Below are 16,916 nucleotides of genomic sequence, written 5' to 3' on the forward strand. Positions count from 1 at the left end.
ATTCCCGGAGTCAATGACCTGGCAGGGCGTGTCTTGTAAGCCGCCAACGGCGTTCCAGACGGTATGAGTCCGCAAGCAACCCTTGATGATCTGGTCCTGTCCGTAAGCCAGATGAACAAACTCCTGGCTGAAGTGCTCTCGTCGAGCACACCACGTGCCGTCGCTGCACCCTCCTACTCCGCTGTGAGTCCGCTCATTCCGTCCCAGCGGGCTCGGCGAACGGGCGAGGAGAAGCGGGTGCCCCCGGGGATCACCGCCGTCTCCCGCGACCGCGCCTGGGAGCTGCTCCTGGAAACCGGCGGGAAGGGTGCCAAGACCGTCAGCGATCTCATCGTCGCCCTGCTCGCCGAGGGACATTCCCACGTGACACCACGGAACGTGGCGGCCTGGCTCACCCGCTGGGAACTTCTGGGAAGGATCCAGGCAACCGACAACCGGCCGGCGCCCGCCTACGAGTTGGTGGACAGCGGCCGAGACAGAACGCGGGTGGACCCACGGTTGCTCGTACCGTCCTCTGATGACCCGGTCCCCCTCCTGCTGCGCGCCGCGTACGACGAGATCAGGGCGAGCGGAAAGAAGTGGCTCCACACGCGGACGCTCGCCGCGTCGGCCGGCTTCCGCTCGTACGAGTTCGGCGCCCACCTGGGTCCGCTCGTACGCGCGGTGGGCGTACACCGCCCGGCCCAGAATGTGCGCGAGGTGCCGGGCGGACCGCTCGCGCCGGGATACACCGAGGAGTGCCTCCGCCAGGCAGTCGCCGCGTACGAGGCCGGAGCGACGAAGGCTGCCGACGTGCCCACCGGGCAGGGGGTCTGAAACCGCCGTGCTGATGACCATCGCCCGCGAGTACGCCAAGAACCAGCAGCACAAACGCGATCTGGCAGCCCACCGCCAGGAACAGGAACTGCGCTGGAAGGAAGAGGACCGTGCCGTACGGCTCGCCGCGAGCGCTCGCAATTCCGCTGGTCTCGACGATCACGCGGAGAGCATGCGACGGCTCGCCGGCCTCTCCTACGTGACCCTTCGCTGTCACGAGGACACCTGGACGTTCATCGCTCGGGCTGCCTTCGGGCAGTGGGAACCGTCGTGGACACAGAGCGAATGGAACTCCTACCGCAACGGTCCGGACAGGACTCGGCTGTACCGGTTCACCATCGATCCCAACCTTCCTGACGGCCGCATCCGCAAGACAACCAGCGGCATGCAGGACGTCTTCGTCTCCGGCCACAACCTGGTCCGCATCCTCGACACCCTGCACACCGCAGCCCGGTCCGACGACCTTCCACACGGGTGCCGCGCAAGGACCCTGTACGAGAAGATCGCGGCGATCGCCGCCGCCGTGGACCGCACCCGGCTCACCGCGCAGTCCACGGGGGTCGTCGTCCCCATCGACGACAGCCTCGGCAAGCGACCGCTACCGGAACTCCCTCGAAACCAGTTCCCAGACCGCGCCGCAGCCCCTCCCGTGCAGGCCCCCGGCCAACGCCCGCAGAGACTCCGGGCTTCGTCCGCCTCCGGGACCCCATCTCGCGTCTCGCCTCGCTAGCGACTCGGGGCTCCTCGCGAAGGGCGGGGCCGACCCTCACACCCGGAATCTGTCGTCACCTGGTGAACTCGACGGTCCGGACGGTGTGGAACAACAAACTGCCGGTGGAGACGGTCATCGCCTCCACCGGTGCCGATTCCCGGACAGCCCTACAGGGGAAAGGCGTCGCGCCGGGAGCCCGAGGCTAAATCAGACCACCGGCGTCTCGTCCCATGACAGGGTTATCCATCTGCCTGTTTGCGGAGCCCGCGGGCCAGCGCGGCGTGGTGGCGCATGACGGGGACCGTGCCGACGTCCACTGACTGCTGGCCGTGGTCCTCGCCGCAGGGGCAGATGCTCCATCCGCTCGTCTCGACCTGGTCAGCCACGGCATCCACCAGCTCGGCCAGTTCGTCCAGTACGCCGGCGGAGATCTCCACCGCCCCGTCGGCGTGGTTCCGCACGAGAGCCGCGCCGATCTCGGTAGCGAGGTCCAGGAGGTGAGCCGCAGCCGCTCCGTCGTCGTTGAGGCCGGCGTACTTGCCGGCCTGCGAGGCGGCCATGACCAGGTGGCCGAGCGACTCGACGGGGGCGCTGACCGTACGGTCGTCGACCCGGACCGGCCTCATGGCGTGCGGGCCGGAGATGCCCTGATCATCCTCGCCGGCCGCCTTCATGATGATCTCGGCAACGCCTTCCGGGGTCACCAGGTGGACGGCTTCCGCGTGGTGCATGCCGACCCGCTCGGCCATCGCCTCGACGAGGTGTGCCGCGACGCCCCGCACCGACGTCGCCTCGACTTCGACTCCGTGCGTGAGCAGTACGGCGCCCGTCTGCGCCACCAGGGTCTTGAACGGGAGAGTGTCCAATGGGTCTGCCACGATCCCAGCCTAGAAGCGGATGTTGGAGTATTTCCACAGAACTGACTCGCTCGCCGGAAAGCCTCGCCGGGCTCTTCGACTGCACAACTCCCGCTCCTCGCGCGCACCCCCGCGCACACACTCTGCGCTGATGCGCTCCCCTTGCGCACCCCTTGGATTTCGCGGCACAGCCGGCGGAACAGCTGAGGCCTCAGCAGCGACCCAGAACAAAAGAAAGCCCAGGTCAGCGGCGTCTGACCCGGGCTTTCACAAGAGCCGCCTTCGGGATTCGAACCCGAGACCTACGCATTACGAGTGCGTTGCTCTGGCCATCTGAGCTAAGGCGGCGCGCCGTCCGCACCTATGGTGCGATCAGCAACGTCGGTAAGTCTACACAGTTTCCGGGGGTGCTCCGTACCGGCCCCGGGAGCAGGGCCCCGGGGCCGACCGCACCGCTATGAGCAGCGCTTTCCGTTCACCGGAGGCGTCCCGCGGAGCAGGTACGTGTCGATCGCGGAGTCGATGCAGGAGCTGCCGCGGCCGTACGCCGTGTGCCCGTCGCCCTCGTACGTGAGCAGGCGCGCCGAGGAGAGCTGGGAGGCCAGGGCGCGAGCCCACCGGTACGGCGTCGCCGGGTCCCGCGTCGTGCCGACCACCACGATCGGCGCGGCCCCCTTCGCCTCGATACGGTGCGCCTCCCCCGTCGCCTTCACCGGCCAGTACGCGCAGTTGAGGGAGGACCAGGCCAGGCCCTCGCCGAAGACGGGCGACGCCTTCTCGAAGGACGGCAGCGCCTTCTCGACCTCCTCCGGGCTGTCGAAGGCCGCCGGGAGGTCGAGGCAGTTCACGGCCGCGTTGGCGAACATCAGGTTGGTGTAGCGCCCGTCCGCGTCCCGCTCGTAGTAGCTGTCGGCGAGGACGAGCAGCCCGGCGCCGTCGTTCTCCTTCATCGCCGAGGTCAGCGCCTCGCGCAGCTGCGCCCACGCCCCCTCGTCGTACATCGCCGCGATCACCCCGGTGGTGGCGAGCGCCTCACCGAGCCGGCGCCCGTCCGCGTCCCCCGTGGGGATCGGATGCGCGTCGAGCTTCTCGAAGAACGCCTTGAGGTTGCGGCCCACCTCGGCCGGCGTCGTCGCCCTCCCGCCCAGCGGGCAGTCCGACTGCTGCACGCAGTCCTTCGCGAAGGACTGGAACGCCGTCTCGAACCCCGCCGTCTGGTCGAGGTTCATCCGGCGCGCGGGCAGCGAGGGGTCCATCGCCCCGTCCAGCACCAGCCGGCCCGCGCGCTCGGGGAAGAGCCCCGCGTACGTCGCCCCGAGGAACGTCCCGTACGACGCCCCCACGTAGTTCAGCTTCGCGTCGCCCAGCGCCGCCCGCACGATGTCCATGTCCCGGGCCGCCTCAACCGTCGACACATGGCGCAGCAGCTTGGCCGAGCGCTCCCCGCAACCCTCGGCGAATTTCTTGTAGGCGTCGACGAGTTCGGTGGTCTCGTGCCCGTCGTCGGGGGTGATGTCCGTCTGGGTGTACGTGTCCATGTCCCGCCCGTCGAGGCACTCCACGGGCTCGCTGCGGGCGACTCCCCGTGGGTCGACCGCGACCATGTCGTAACGGGCCCGGACCTCGGCCGGGTAGCCGATCCCCGCGTACGCCTGGAGGTAGCCGATCGCCGAGCCGCCGGGCCCGCCCGGGTTGACGAGCAGCGACCCCAGGCGCTTCCCTGGCCCGGTGGCCTTCTTGCGGGCCACGGCCAGGCGTACGTCCCCGTCGCCCGGCTTGTCGTAGTCGAGCGGCGCCTTGAGCGTGGCGCACTCGAACCCGGGGACCCCGCAGCTGCGCCAGCGCGCCTTTTGCGCGTAGTACGGCGCGAGGGCGGCCGGTGTCGCCTTCGGCAGGGCGGCCAGCGCCACGTCGGCGGCGGAGGTGGCGGAACTCGTCGAGGCCGCGGAGGAGCAGGCGGAGACGAGAAGGGCGGCTGCCAGAAGGGTGCCGCCGGTGCGGAGGGTACGCCGGGTGTGCATCAGGCGAGCGTAACCGCACGCAGTGGATCAGTTGCCCTCCGTACCCAAAAGGGCTCGTACGGGTGACTCCGCGAAGCCTGGCGCCTTCCCATTGACGCCGTGAGCCCCGGCACCTCGCCGTCCCTCTCGCCGGCGCCGCCCGCCGGGCCCCGCCCTCAGCCCGCTCTGAGCGCCATCGTCATCGCCTCCACCGCCAGCAGCGGCGCCACATTGCGGTCCAGGGCGTCCCGGCAGGCCGCGATCGCCTCGATCCGGCGGAGCGTGGACTCCGGGGAGCCGCCGCGGGCGAGCCGCTCCAGGGCGTCCTCGGCGTCCGCGTTGGACAGGGCGACGCGGGAGCCGAGCTGGAGCGCGAGGACATCGCGGTAGAAGCCGGTCAGGTCGGTCAGGGCGAGGTCGAGGCTGTCGCGCTGCGTACGGGTTCTGCGGCGCTTCTGCTTGTCCTCCAGGTCCTTCATCACGCCCGCGGTGCCGCGCGGCATCCGGCCGCCCTGAGCGGCGCCGAGCGCGGCCTTCAGCTCCTCGGTCTCCTTGCCGTCCATCTCCTCGGCGAGCTGCTTGGCGTCCTCGGCCGCCGCGTCGACGAGTTCCTGCGCGGCCTTGAGACAGCCGCCGATGTCCTCTACGCGCAACGGCAGCTTCAGCACGGCAGCGCGGCGCTCGCGCGCGGCGGGGTCGGTGGCGAGACGACGGGCCCGGTCGACATGACCCTGGGTGGCGCGGGCCGCCGCCATGGCCGCGGCCGGTTCGACGCCCTCCCGGCGGACGAGCAGGTCGGCGACGGCCTCGACGGACGGTGTGCTCAGGTTCAGGTGGCGGCAGCGGGAGCGGATGGTCGGCAGGACGTCCTCGATGGAGGGGGCGCACAGCAGCCACACCGTACGCGGGGCGGGTTCCTCCACGGCCTTCAGGACGGCGTTGGCCGACTTCTCGTTCAGCCGCTCGGCGTCCTCGACGAGGATGACCTGCCAGCGGCCGTTCGCCGGCGAGGTGAACGACTTGCGTACGGTGTCGCGCATGTCGTCGGCGAGGATCTGGGTGCCGACGGCGGCGACCGATGTGATGTCGGCGTGGGTCCCGATCAGCGTCGTATGGCAGCCGTCGCAGAACCCGCATCCCGGGGCGCCGCCGAGTGCCCGGTCCGGGCTGACGCACTGCAGCGCGGCGGCGAAGGCACGGGCCGCCTGGTTCCTCCCGGCCCCCGGCGGGCCCGTGAACAACCAGGCGTGCGTCATCTTCTTCGACGCCTCGGGCGGCGGGGTGTCGGTACCGGCCGCGGTGACGAGGGCGTCGGCGTCCCGAGCGGCAGCCCCGAGCTGCGCACTCACCCTCTCCTGCCCGACCAGGTCGTCCCACACGCTCATGGGTCACGCCCGCCTTTCGTCCCGTACGGCGTTGCGGAATCCATTGTGAGGGGTGGCACTGACAACGGGCCGGGCTGATGGGCACGCCCAGCTGTACCCACTGCTTTTAGGGGCGCGGGGCTGTATCGATCTGCGGCTCCGCCGCGTGGGCGCGACCGGCCACGACGAAACCCGCACCCGACAACCCGGCCCCACAAACCCTCAGCGCCGCCGACCATCCCTGTAGTCGTCGTCATGCGGACCGAGCAACTCATCCGCCAACGACGGCAGATCGTCCAACGGCGTCTCCTCGGCCCAGTCCGGCCGAGCCCTCCGCCGAGGCGCCCCCTGCTCATCGACCTGCGGCAACTCCCGCGTCCGCTCCTCGTCCCGGAAGTACCCTGGCGGCACCCGATCCGCAGCCGGCTCCCCAGGCACACGAGGCAGTACGGCGGTCTCGTCCGCAGCCCCCGCCGGAGGCACCGGCGGCAACACAGCCGTCTCGTCCGCAGCCCCCGCCGGAGGCACCGGCGGCAGCACAGCCGTCTCATCGGCGGAACCCGGCGGCGGCACCGGCAGCTCCGCCGTCACCTCGGAGTCGCTCCCATCGGCCTCACCGGAACCGGACCCGGACCCGGACCCGGCGTCAGCCTCCGCCTCCGCCTCGTCCTTGTCCATCCGCACCCGAGGCAGCACAGCCGTCTCGTCCACCGGCCCCCCGGACGCGTTCGTCGGCGTCACCACCGGCGTCGGTACGGTCGCCGCATCCACCCCGGCCGCCCCCGCGACCGGCGTCTTCGGCCCCGCCTCCGCGGCCGCCGCGGCCTGCTCGGCGAGCCGCCGTGCCTCCTCCGCGCGCAGCAACGCCTCCTCGGCCTTGCGCTGCTTCTCCAGCCGCCGCGCCTCGGCCTCGGCACGCAGCCGCGCCTCCTCCTCGGCACGCTTTCGCCGCGCGTCCTCCTCGGCCTTGCGCCGGGCCTCCGCCTCGGCGCGCGCCTTCTCCTCGGCGAGGAGCCGGGCCTGTTCCTCCTCGGCCCGCTTGCGCGCTTCCTCGGCCCGCTGCCGGGCCTCCTCGGCCTGCCGCTCGGCCTCGCGCCGCTGCGCCTCCTCCAGCTCGCGCCGCTTGCGCTCTTCCTCCTCTGCCTTCAGCCGGGCGAGCTGCTCCTGGCGCTCGCGCTCCAGGCGCTCCTCCTCGGCCTTGCGCGCGGCCTCTTCCTCGGCCTTGCGGCGCGCTTCCTCCTCGGCCTTGCGCCGGGCCTCCTCCTGCTCCCGGATCTCCTGCTCGGACAGCGGCAGCATCTGGTCGAGGCGATGGCGTACGACGGTGGTGACGCCCTCGGGCTCCTGTCCCGCGTCCACGACCAGGTAGCGCCCGGGGTCGGCCGCGGCCAGCGTGAGGAATCCGGAGCGCACGCGCGCGTGGAACTCCGCGGGCTCCGACTCCAGCCGGTCCGGCGCCTCGGTGAACCGCTCGCGGGCGCTCTCGGGCGAGATGTCCAGCAGGACGGTCAAGTGCGGGACGAGTCCGTCGGTGGCCCAGCGGTTGATGCGGGCGATCTCGGTCGGCGACAGGTCGCGCCCGGCGCCCTGGTAGGCCACCGAGGAGTCGATGTACCGGTCGGAGATGACCACCGCGCCGCGCTCCAGCGCGGGCCGCACGACGGTGTCCACGTGCTCCGCGCGGTCCGCCGCGTACAGCAGCGCCTCCGCGCGGTGCGAAAGCCCCGCCGAGGACACGTCCAGCAGGATCGATCGCAGCCGCTTGCCGACCGGCGTCGCGCCCGGCTCGCGGGTCACCACGACCTCGTGGCCCTTGGCCCTGATCCACTCGGCGAGCGCCTCGGCCTGGGTGGACTTCCCGGCGCCGTCGCCGCCCTCCAGGGCGATGAAGAAGCCGTTCGCGGCGGGCAGCGTCTCCGGGTCGTCGCCGCCGAGCAGCGCGTCCCGCAGGTCGTGCCTGAGCGGTACGCCGGAGCGGTCGTCGACCTTGGCCAGCACCAGCGCGGCCACGGGCAGCAGCAGCGCGCCGACCAGCATCAGGGTGAACGCGGCGCCGCCGTGCGCGAAGACGAACCTGCCGTTCTCCAGCCGGTGCGGCCCGATGAGCGCCGCGACCAGGGGGGCGAGAAGCGCGCCGAGCGCCACGCACACCCGGACCACGGCGTGCAGGTGCTCCGTGATGCGTCCGCGGCGCTGGTCCTCGGTCTCCTGGTCGAGCAGGGTGTGCCCGGTGTTGGCGGCCACGCCCGCGCCGATGCCGGCCAGCGCCAGGATCAGCAGGACGGTGGTGACGTCCGGGACGAGCCCGGCGGCCAGCAGGGCGACGCCGGTGAAGGCGATCGCCAGCGCGAGCAGCCGACGGCGCGACAGCGCGGGCAGCACGGCGGGAGCCGTACGGATGCCGACGACGACTCCGCCGGTCAGGCCGAGCACCAGCAGGCCGTAGAGCACAGGGCCACCGCCCAGGTCCTTGGCGTGCAGGACGGCGACGGACACGGCGGCCGCGATCGCCCCGGCGACGGCCGCGCAGGCCGGCACCAGCAGCGGGATCGCGCCGGTACGGCCCTTGTCGACATCGGTGCCCGCCTTGGGCCGGCGCAGCCCCTCCAGCGGTGAACGCGCGCGCGGGGTGCGGGTGTCGGGCAGCTCCAGGAAGACCAGCAGGTTCAGGGAGGCGGCGAACAGACCGGCCGCGACGTACGACCCGAGGGCCGCCTGGTGCTGGCCGAACCAGTCGAGGCCGGTGCCCAGCAGGTTGTTGACGAGGGCCGCGGCGACGAGCACGGCGGCCGCCAGCGGGATCGCCGCGAAGGCGGTGCGCAGCGACAGACGGCGCAGGGCGTCGAGGTGGTCCGGCAGCGGTCGTACGGTCGCGCCCTCCGGCGGCGGGGCCGGCAGCAGGGCGGGGGCCGCGCTCTCGCGGCACACCGTCCAAAAGCGCTCGGCGACTCCGGTCACGAAGGCGGTGACCAGGAGCATCGCCAGGGCGTTGTCCGGCGTCCAGTCGATCCACAGGGGCGCGACGATCAGCAGCGCCGCCCGGACGCCGTCCGCGCCGACCATGGTCCAGCGGCGGTCGAGCGGGCCCTCCTGGGAGGTGAGCGCGGTCAGCGGTCCCAGCAGGACCGCGCCGAAGAGCAGGGTGGCCAGAACGCGCACCCCGAAGACGGTCGCCACCGCGAACGCCACGCCTCGGTAGCCGCCGCCGAACGAGCCCTGGGCGATGGCCGCCTGGAGGGCGAGCACCACCAGCACCAGAAGCGCGAGGGTGTCGCCGACCGAGCCCACGAGATGCGCGCTCCACAGCCGTTTCGGCTGGGGCCTGCGCAGCAGGGCGCTGACGGCGCGCTCGCGGGAGTCCGCGGTCAGGGCGTCGTCGGGGGCCGGGTGAGGGGCCGTTGGCTGCTCGGCACTGGTCATGCTTTCAGCCTATCGGCAGCCACCGACAGCCCGGGCGCCCGTCCTGACGTGCGCACGTCCCGACACCAAAGTGATGCCGGGACGTTCGCTTTGCGAAGCCTGAGTGGAGGAACCGGGCCGAAACTCAGTCCTCCGACGCCGCCTTGGCCGCCGTCGCCTTCTTCGCGGCCGCGGTCGTCTTCTTGGCCGCCGTCTTCTTCGCGGCCGTGGTGGTCTTCGCCGCGGTCTTCTTGGCGGCCGTCGCCTTCTTGGCCGGGGCCTTCTTCGCGGGCGCCTTCTTCGCCGTCTTCTTGGCGGGCGCCTTCGCCCGCTTCTCGGCGAGCAGTTCGAAGCCGCGCTCCGGGGTGATCTCCTCGACGCTGTCGCCGGAGCGCAGCGTCGCGTTGGTCTCCCCGTCGGTCACATACGGTCCGAAACGGCCGTCCTTGACCACGACCGGCTTCCCGCTGACCGGGTCCGCGCCCAGCTCCTTCAGCGGCGGCTTGGCGGCGGCCCGGCCGCGCTGCTTGGGCTGGGAGTAGATCTCCAGCGCCTCTTCGAGGGTGATCGTGAAGAGCTGGTCCTCGGTCTGCAGCGAGCGCGAGTCCGTGCCCTTCTTCAGATACGGCCCGTAGCGGCCGTTCTGCGCGGTGATCTCCTGGCCCTCGGCGTCGGCGCCGACGACGCGCGGCAGCGACATCAGCTTGAGCGCGTCCGCGAGCGTCACCGTGTCCAGGGACATCGACTTGAACAGCGAGGCCGTCCGCGGCTTCACGGCGTTCTTGCCGGTCTTCGGAGTGCCCTCGGGGAGCACCTCGGTGACGTACGGGCCGTAGCGGCCGTCGCGGGCGATGATCTGGTGGCCGGTCTGCGGGTCGGCGCCCAGCTCGAAGTCGCCGCTCGGCTTGGCGAGCAGCTCCTCCGCGAGCTCGACGGACAGCTCGTCCGGGGCCAGGTCCTCGGGCACGTCGGCCCGCTGGTGGTTCTCGGAGTCCTTCTCGCCGCGCTCGATGTACGGGCCGTAGCGGCCGACCCTGAGCACGATGTCGTTGCCCACCGGGAACGAGGACACCTCGCGCGCGTCGATCGCGCCCAGGTCGGTCACCAGCTCCTTGAGGCCGCCGAGGTGGTCCCCGTCGCCGTTGCCCGCGTCGGCCGCGCCGCCCGTGGCGATGGCCTCGCCCTCGCCGAAGTAGAAGCGCCTCAGCCACGGCACGGACTGCGCCTGACCGGCCGCGATGCGGTCGAGGTCGTCCTCCATCCGGGCGGTGAAGTCGTAGTCGACGAGCCGCCCGAAGTGCTTCTCCAGGAGGTTGACCACGGCGAAGGACAGGAAGGACGGCACGAGGGCCGTGCCCTTCTTGAAGACGTAGCCGCGGTCGAGGATGGTGCCGATGATCGAGGCGTACGTCGACGGACGGCCGATCTCTCGCTCTTCGAGCTCCTTGACCAGGCTGGCCTCGGTGTAGCGGGCCGGGGGCTTGGTGGCGTGCCCGTCGACCGTGATCTCCTCGGCGCTCAGGGCGTCGCCCTCGGCGACCTGCGGCAGCCGGCGCTCGCGGTCGTCCAACTCGGCGTTCGGGTCGTCGGCGCCTTCGACGTAGGCCTTGAGGAAGCCGTGGAAGGTGATCGTCTTGCCGGAGGCGCTGAACTCGACGTCCCGGCCGTCGGCGGCGGTGCCACCGATCTTGACCGTGACGCTGTTGCCGGTCGCGTCCTTCATCTGCGAGGCGACCGTGCGCTTCCAGATCAGCTCGTAGAGCTTGAACTGGTCGCCGGTCAGGCCGGTCTCGGCCGGGGTGCGGAAACGATCACCCGACGGGCGGATCGCCTCGTGCGCCTCCTGGGCGTTCTTGACCTTGCCGGCGTACGTCCGCGGGGCCGACGGCAGGTAGTCGGCGCCGTAGAGCTGGGTGACCTGGGCGCGGGCGGCGGTCACGGCGGTGTCGCTGAGGGTCGTGGAGTCCGTACGCATATAGGTGATGAAGCCGTTCTCGTACAGCTTCTGGGCCACCTGCATGGTCGCCTTCGCGCCGAAGCCGAGCTTGCGGCTCGCCTCCTGCTGGAGGGTCGTCGTACGGAAGGGGGCGTACGGCGAGCGGCGGTACGGCTTCGACTCGACCGAGCGGACCGCGAATCGCGTCTGCTCCAGGGCGGCGGCCAGGGCGCGGGCGTTCGCCTCGTCGAGGTGGAGGACCTGCGCGCTCTTGAGTTGTCCCAGGGAGTCGAAGTCGCGGCCCTGCGCGACCCGCCTGCCGTCGACGGTCTGGAGGCGGGCGACCAGCGACGACGGGTCCGACGGATCCCCCGCGCGGCCGGTCGCGAAGGTGCCCGTCAGGTCCCAGTACTCAGCAGAACGAAACGCGATGCGCTCGCGTTCCCGCTCCACCACTAGACGGGTGGCGACCGACTGGACACGGCCCGCCGACAGCCGCGGCATGACCTTCTTCCACAGGACCGGCGAGACCTCATAGCCGTAGAGACGGTCGAGGATGCGGCGGGTCTCCTGGGCGTCGACCAGCTTCTGGTTCAGCTCGCGCGGGTTGGCGACGGCGGCCCGGATCGCGTCCTTGGTGATCTCGTGGAAGACCATCCGCTTGACCGGGACCTTGGGCTTGAGCACCTCCTGGAGGTGCCAGGCGATCGCCTCGCCCTCGCGGTCCTCATCGGTGGCCAGGAAGAGCTCGTCGGAGTCCTTCAGCAGGTCCTTGAGCTTCTTGACCTGCGCCCTCTTGTCGGCGTTGACGACATAGATGGGCTCGAAGTCGCGGTCGACGTCCACGCCGAGCCGGCGGGCCTCTCCGGTGTACTTCTCGGGCACCTCGGCGGCGCCGTTGGGGAGGTCGCGGATGTGCCCGACGCTCGCCTCGACGACGTAACCAGGGCCCAGATAGCCCTTGATCGTCTTCGCCTTGGCTGGCGACTCGACGATGACGAGTCGGCGGCCGCCCTTCGCGGTCTCGCTGGTCGGGGACAACTTCGCTCTTCTCTCCGGTCGACGCTGGGGTCTCCCCAGGCCTTGGTTCCCGGGGTCGGGTCATGCTGACGCTGCGGAGTGTGACGGTACATCCCGCCCCCGTGTCAAACGGGAAAAGCCCGCAACGGCCACTCGAACGGTAACCCGACTACCGCCATTCCTGCCGCCCGGAGTACCCACCGGCCTTTTCGAGACTATCCGGAGGGTGATCCCCCCATTACCGGCCGGACGGCTCGTGAGGAGGCCCTAGAGCTGGGTGAGGCACCACGTTCCGAGGGCCAGCGCGGTCAGCGCGGCGAGGGTCGCGACGGTCGCCGATGCGACGGGGCTCACACCGAGGACGACCGGTTCGCGGTGTCGTACACGGATCGCCGTCCACACCAGCAGACAGCCTCCGAACAGGGCGAACACCACTCCCGCGAAGATCGCCGGTCCGCTCTCCATGACTCCCCGTCCCCCTTCCGCCGCCGCCCGCGCGTGTCCTTCCGGTGGAGACTGGCACCCCCGAGCGGCGCCCAGGCGAATCCCGGGTGAACGGCCGGCCGACGCGGCCGCGGAGCACCCGGATCCGGCGCGGAATCCCCGTCGGAACAAGTCCGCGATCCGACCGGGATTCGCCCTCGGGGCCGGCCCTTGGACCGCCTCGCAGACCGCCCGTCAGACCGCCCCTGGCGCGGGTATCCTCCCGGTCGTCTTCTCGTTGTCGGTCCTGCTCACGGTGCAGACGACCTTGGTGAATCCCTTCTTCCAGTCGTCCTCACCGGCTATCCAGCCGTAGACGACCCGCTCCTGCCCCGGGGCCCAGGTCGACTCGAATTTGTTGCCGCACAGCTTGGTCGCGTTGTCGGTGCCCTTCTTGAAGCTCATTCCGGCCGGGGCCTGGGCGATGCCGATCACCTGATCGGTGTGGGGTTTCGAACACTCGGTGAGCAGTGACTTGTAGCTGTCGTCGGTGTCCTGGTAGATCCAGCAGTCGCCGATGCTCATCTGACCGACCCACAAGTCCGTGCCCTGGTCCCGGAAACGGCCCACCTCGCCGCCTATCGCGGCATGGCGCCCGAGTACGAGACATGCCGTACCGCTGTCGGCCGCCGCGAACCCCTCCTTCGTCGGTACGACGGCGTACCCGGCCGCGTCCGGCAGCGCGTCCACCACCGGCCGGCTCAGGTTCGCGCAGCGTTTCGCGCCCTGGGCCCGCGCGTCGGCGAAGTCGGTGGCGGTGTCGACGGCCACGACCTGGCCGTCCGGGTAGTCGTCCGCGCAGTCCACGACACCGAGGTTCGGCGCGGACCTGAACGGCGTCCCCGACCACACCGCCTGCACGCAGTCGCCGGTCTCCAGGGGGGTGTCCAGCCCCACGACATCGCCGTACGGCAGCACGGGCCCGGTGGGCGCGGGCGTCCCGCTCGACGTGCTCGCGCCGGGCGAGACCTTGGTCGCGGCCTCCTTCTTCCCCCCGTCGTCGCCGGTCAACGACAGGATCCCCCAGGTCCCGCCCGCGATGACGAGCACGATCCCGAGGACGAGCGCGACGATCGCGAGCCGCTTCTTGGCGGCGGACGGCGGGGACGGCATCGGCCCACCGGAACCACCGGGCCCACCTGGCCCGCCCGGACCACCCAAACCACCTGGACCGCTCGAACCACCCGGACCGCCCCGACCGCCGGGTCCGACGGGACTGCCCACGACGGTGGGCGAGTTGGGTCCCGCAGGCCCGCCGTACCCCCCGAACGCCGCCGAGCCGCCACCGCCTCCGTAGGGCGGCGGGACACTCGCGTACGGCCCCGAAGGCGCACCCCCGCCCCCGTAGGCCCCCTGCGGTGTCTGCGGACCTCCGCCGCCGTAGCTCCCCTGCGAGCTCTCGCTCCCGTACGACGGCTGCGCCCCACCGCCCGCGTACGGCCCGCCCTGATACGGCGAACCAGGGCTCTGCGCATAGGGGTTACCCGGTTCCGGCCCGTTCGGCACCGGCGGCGGCCACGCGGCGTACGGCGACGCCCCGGACCCGGCCTGCCCAGGTGTTCCGGGGCCGACCCGCCCAGGTGCTCCGGGGCCGGGCCCGGGCACTCCGGCCCCGGCCGCCCCAGGCGTCGGCGGTCCACCGGCCGAGAACCCGCCGGCGCCCGCCTCTCCGCCTCCGCCACCCGGCGTGGCATCGGCGAATCCGCCCGGCCCGGAGCCGCCACCCCCAGGCACACTGTCGACCGGCCCTCCGCCCCCGAAGCCCCCGACACCCGCTCCCGACCCGCCGGCCCCCGGCATGGCCGAACCCCCCGTACCACCCACCGGAGTGTGCGGCGCCCCCGGAGTCGACGGCACCCCAGGTGTGGGCACGCCAGGCGTCTGCGGAGTACCAGGCGTCCCCGGCGTAACCCGACCACCCCAACCGCCAGGCGGATCCGCACCCGCTCCCCCAGCCCCCGCCCCCCATCCCGGCGCGCCGGCCACCCCCCACGTCACCCGCTCCAGCCCCCGCTTCACCGCCTCCGGCGAAAACCTCCGCACCGGGTCCTTGACCAGCAACCCCAGCAGCACCGGAGCGAGTTCGCCGGCGCGGACGGGCGGGGTCGGGTCCTCGCCCAGCAGAGCCGTCAGCGTGGCGTACTCGCCGTGTCGGTCGAAGGGGCCGCGGCCCTCGACGGCCGAGTAGAGCGTGGCGCCGAGCGAGAACAGGTCCGCGGCGGGCGTGGGCGGCTCGCCCCGCGCGCGCTCCGGCGCGAGGTACCCCGGCGTGCCGAGGATCCCCGCCGTGGCCGTCAACCGCGGCTCACGGGACTCGGGTTGGAGCGCGATGCCGTAGTCGGTGAGCAGCACGCGCGCGTAGGGGTCGCCCGAAGCGTCCGGCGCCAGAAGGATGTTGGCCGGTTTCACATCCCTGTGGAGGATGCCGATGCGGTGCCCGGCGGTCAGCGCGTCGAGCACGGCGAGGCCGATCCGGGCCACCTGTGCGGGCGGCAGCGGCCCGGAGCGCCGTACGACCGCCTGGAGGTCCACCGCGTCCGGCACGTACTCCATGACGATCCAGGGCAGCCCCTCGTGCACCACCACGTCGTGCACGGTCGCCACATGCGGATGCCCCCGCAGCCGCGCCGCGTGCCGGGCCTCGCTGCGGGCCCGCGCGATCCGCTGGGCGGGCTCGTCGGCGTCCATCGGCCCGTCCGGAAGCGCGATCTCCTTCATCGCGACCTCGCAGGCCAGTTCGTCGTCGTGAGCCAGCCAGACGCGGCCCATGCCGCCCGCGCCGAGCGTCCGCAGCAGGCGGTACCGCCCGCCCACGACCCTGCCCTCACCCTGATCCGGCGTCTCCCCCGCCATCACGCCTCCCCCCGAACGGGACGGCGCGCCTCCCCCGAGAACGCGCGTAGTTCGTCCCTAGAAGGTAGCTTCGCACGCCCCACTGACAGGAGACCTTTTCGGGGTCAATCGGGCCAGACCAGGCACAGAGGTGTCACGCGGGCGCACCTGCCCCAGGAGGCACGATCACGCCGGCTCCAGGAACCCCTGTTCCACCAGCAGCCGGATCTGCGCGGGCGTGCGGTCGCGCAGCAGTACCGGGTCCTCGCCGACGAGTTGCGCGATGGCGTCCAGGATCCGCCCGGCGCTCAGCGAGCCGTCGCACACACCGGCGAAGCCCGCGCCGACCGTGTCCACCTTGGTGGCCCGGCGCATCCCGCGGTTCTGGCGCAGCACCACGTGCTCGGGGTCCTCGGCGCCGGGCAGCCCGACCTGCTCCTGGACGATCTCGGAGGCCAGCCTGAAGTGGGTCTCCAGCAGGGCCGCGTCGTCGTGCCGGCGCAGGAAGTCCAGGCGCTCGAAATGCGCGCGCACGGTGTCGCCGAGCGGCTGCTCGACCGGGTGCGGCCACTCCTCCACGGTGACCGAGGGCTCGGCGGCCCCCGTCCTGCGCAGGGTGATCCAGCCGAAGCCCACGGCCTTCACCTTGCGCGCCTCGAACTCGTCCAGCCAGGCGTCGTAGAGCGCCTGGTACTCGACCGGGTCGCCCCGGTGGTCACCGGCGTCGCGCAGCCACAGCTCGGCGTACTGCGTGATGTCCTGCACCTCGCGCTGGACGATCCACGCGTCGCAGCCGCGCGGCACCCACGACCTGAGCCGGTCCTGCCAGTCCTCCCCCTCCACGTGCTGCCAGTTGGCGAGGAACTGCGCGAACCCGCCCTCGTTCAGCCGTTCCCCCGCTCCCTGAACGAGCGAGCGGCACAGATCGTCCCCGCCCATCCCGCCGTCCCGGTACGTCAGCCGCGCACCGGGCGAGATCACGAAGGGCGGGTTGGAGACGATCAGGTCGTAGGTCTCGTCGTCGCGGACCGGCTCGAAGAGCGAGCCCTCGCGCAGGTCGGCCGCCGGGGCGCCGGAGAGCGCGAGGGTGAGCGCGGTGATGTGCAGCGCGCGCGGGTTGAGATCGGTCGCCGTCACGCGCGTGGCGTGCTGCACGGCGTGCAGGGCCTGGATGCCGGACCCGGCGCCGAGGTCGAGGGCGGCGGGGACGGCCGTACGCACGGTGATGCCCGCGAGGGTCGTGGAGGCGCCGCCGACGCCGAGGACGACGCCCTCCTCGCGGCTGCCGATGCCGCCCGCCCCGCCGACGGCGCAGCCCAGGTCGGACACGATGTACCAGTCCTCGCCGTCGGGCCCACCGTAGGGCCGTACGTCGACGGTCGCGGCGACCTCTTCAGAGCCCACCCGCACCAGCCAGCCGCTCTCCAGAGCCGCCTCCACCGAGCACATCTTCCTCAGCGCGATGATGCGGAAGTTCAAGGACGCCGGGACGCTCAC

10 protein-coding genes and 1 tRNA gene are annotated in these 16,916 nt (G+C 72.0%); 2 read left to right on the forward strand and 9 right to left on the reverse strand.

The annotated features are described in order from the left end of the window. The first annotated feature begins 237 nt into the window (after nucleotides 1–237). Both ABZ896_RS26920 and ABZ896_RS26925 read left to right on the forward strand, forming a co-directional pair. A complete protein-coding gene (locus ABZ896_RS26920; protein WP_360934227.1) occupies nucleotides 238–816 on the forward strand; it encodes a hypothetical protein in 579 nt (192 codons plus the stop codon). A 13-nt stretch (nucleotides 817–829) separates the two neighbouring features. Beyond that, nucleotides 830–1,546, forward strand: a complete 717-nt coding sequence (locus ABZ896_RS26925; RefSeq protein ID WP_360934230.1) for a hypothetical protein — start codon at nucleotides 830–832, stop codon at nucleotides 1,544–1,546. A gap of 221 nt (nucleotides 1,547–1,767) precedes the next feature. Here the strand turns inward: ABZ896_RS26925 and ABZ896_RS26930 are convergent, their stop codons facing one another. The 9 genes from ABZ896_RS26930 to ABZ896_RS26970 all read right to left on the reverse strand — a co-directional run. Further along, nucleotides 1,768–2,406: a hypothetical protein gene (locus tag ABZ896_RS26930; RefSeq protein WP_360934233.1), complete on the reverse strand. Its 639-nt coding sequence runs from the start codon at nucleotides 2,404–2,406 to the stop codon at nucleotides 1,768–1,770. 253 nt (nucleotides 2,407–2,659) lie between these two features. Next, nucleotides 2,660–2,733: transfer RNA gene (locus tag ABZ896_RS26935), tRNA-Thr, on the reverse strand. 107 nt (nucleotides 2,734–2,840) lie between these two features. Continuing rightward, entirely contained in the window at nucleotides 2,841–4,406 is a 1,566-nt protein-coding gene (locus ABZ896_RS26940; RefSeq protein WP_360934236.1) for an alpha/beta hydrolase, read from the reverse strand. Between the two features lie 155 nt (nucleotides 4,407–4,561). After that, nucleotides 4,562–5,770, reverse strand: a complete 1,209-nt coding sequence (locus tag ABZ896_RS26945) for a DNA polymerase III subunit delta' (RefSeq protein ID WP_360934239.1) — start codon at nucleotides 5,768–5,770, stop codon at nucleotides 4,562–4,564. A 201-nt stretch (nucleotides 5,771–5,971) separates the two neighbouring features. Then, nucleotides 5,972–9,169: a dTMP kinase gene (gene tmk / locus ABZ896_RS26950; RefSeq protein ID WP_360934242.1), complete on the reverse strand. Its 3,198-nt coding sequence runs from the start codon at nucleotides 9,167–9,169 to the stop codon at nucleotides 5,972–5,974. Nucleotides 9,170–9,293: 124 nt separating this feature from the next. After that, a complete protein-coding gene (gene topA / locus ABZ896_RS26955; protein WP_360934245.1) occupies nucleotides 9,294–12,125 on the reverse strand; it encodes a type I DNA topoisomerase in 2,832 nt (943 codons plus the stop codon). A gap of 246 nt (nucleotides 12,126–12,371) precedes the next feature. Continuing rightward, nucleotides 12,372–12,569: a hypothetical protein gene (locus tag ABZ896_RS26960; protein ID WP_360934248.1), complete on the reverse strand. Its 198-nt coding sequence runs from the start codon at nucleotides 12,567–12,569 to the stop codon at nucleotides 12,372–12,374. Nucleotides 12,570–12,782: 213 nt separating this feature from the next. Continuing rightward, complete coding sequence (locus ABZ896_RS26965) at nucleotides 12,783–15,440, reverse strand: protein kinase (RefSeq protein WP_360934251.1); 2,658 nt, start codon at nucleotides 15,438–15,440, stop codon at nucleotides 12,783–12,785. A gap of 165 nt (nucleotides 15,441–15,605) precedes the next feature. Then, nucleotides 15,606–16,916: methyltransferase (locus tag ABZ896_RS26970; protein WP_360934254.1), on the reverse strand; the 1,311-nt coding region annotated here is incomplete at its 5' end.

It is taken from the genome of Streptomyces sp. NPDC047072 (assembly GCF_040643855.1).
Lineage (GTDB): Bacteria > Actinomycetota > Actinomycetes > Streptomycetales > Streptomycetaceae > Streptomyces.

What these genes read in the sequence shown, in the direction of transcription:
- ABZ896_RS26965 (WP_360934251.1), bottom strand. Translation starts at nt 15,440, where the DNA reads ATGGCGGGGGAGACGCCGGATCAGGGTGAGGGCAGGGTCGTGGGCGGG.
- ABZ896_RS26945 (WP_360934239.1), bottom strand. Translation starts at nt 5,770, where the DNA reads ATGAGCGTGTGGGACGACCTGGTCGGGCAGGAGAGGGTGAGTGCGCAG.
- ABZ896_RS26960 (WP_360934248.1), bottom strand. Translation starts at nt 12,569, where the DNA reads ATGGAGAGCGGACCGGCGATCTTCGCGGGAGTGGTGTTCGCCCTGTTC.
- ABZ896_RS26940 (WP_360934236.1), bottom strand. Translation starts at nt 4,406, where the DNA reads ATGCACACCCGGCGTACCCTCCGCACCGGCGGCACCCTTCTGGCAGCC.
- tmk (WP_360934242.1), bottom strand. Translation starts at nt 9,169, where the DNA reads ATGACCAGTGCCGAGCAGCCAACGGCCCCTCACCCGGCCCCCGACGAC.
- ABZ896_RS26925 (WP_360934230.1), top strand. Translation starts at nt 830, where the DNA reads ATGACCATCGCCCGCGAGTACGCCAAGAACCAGCAGCACAAACGCGAT.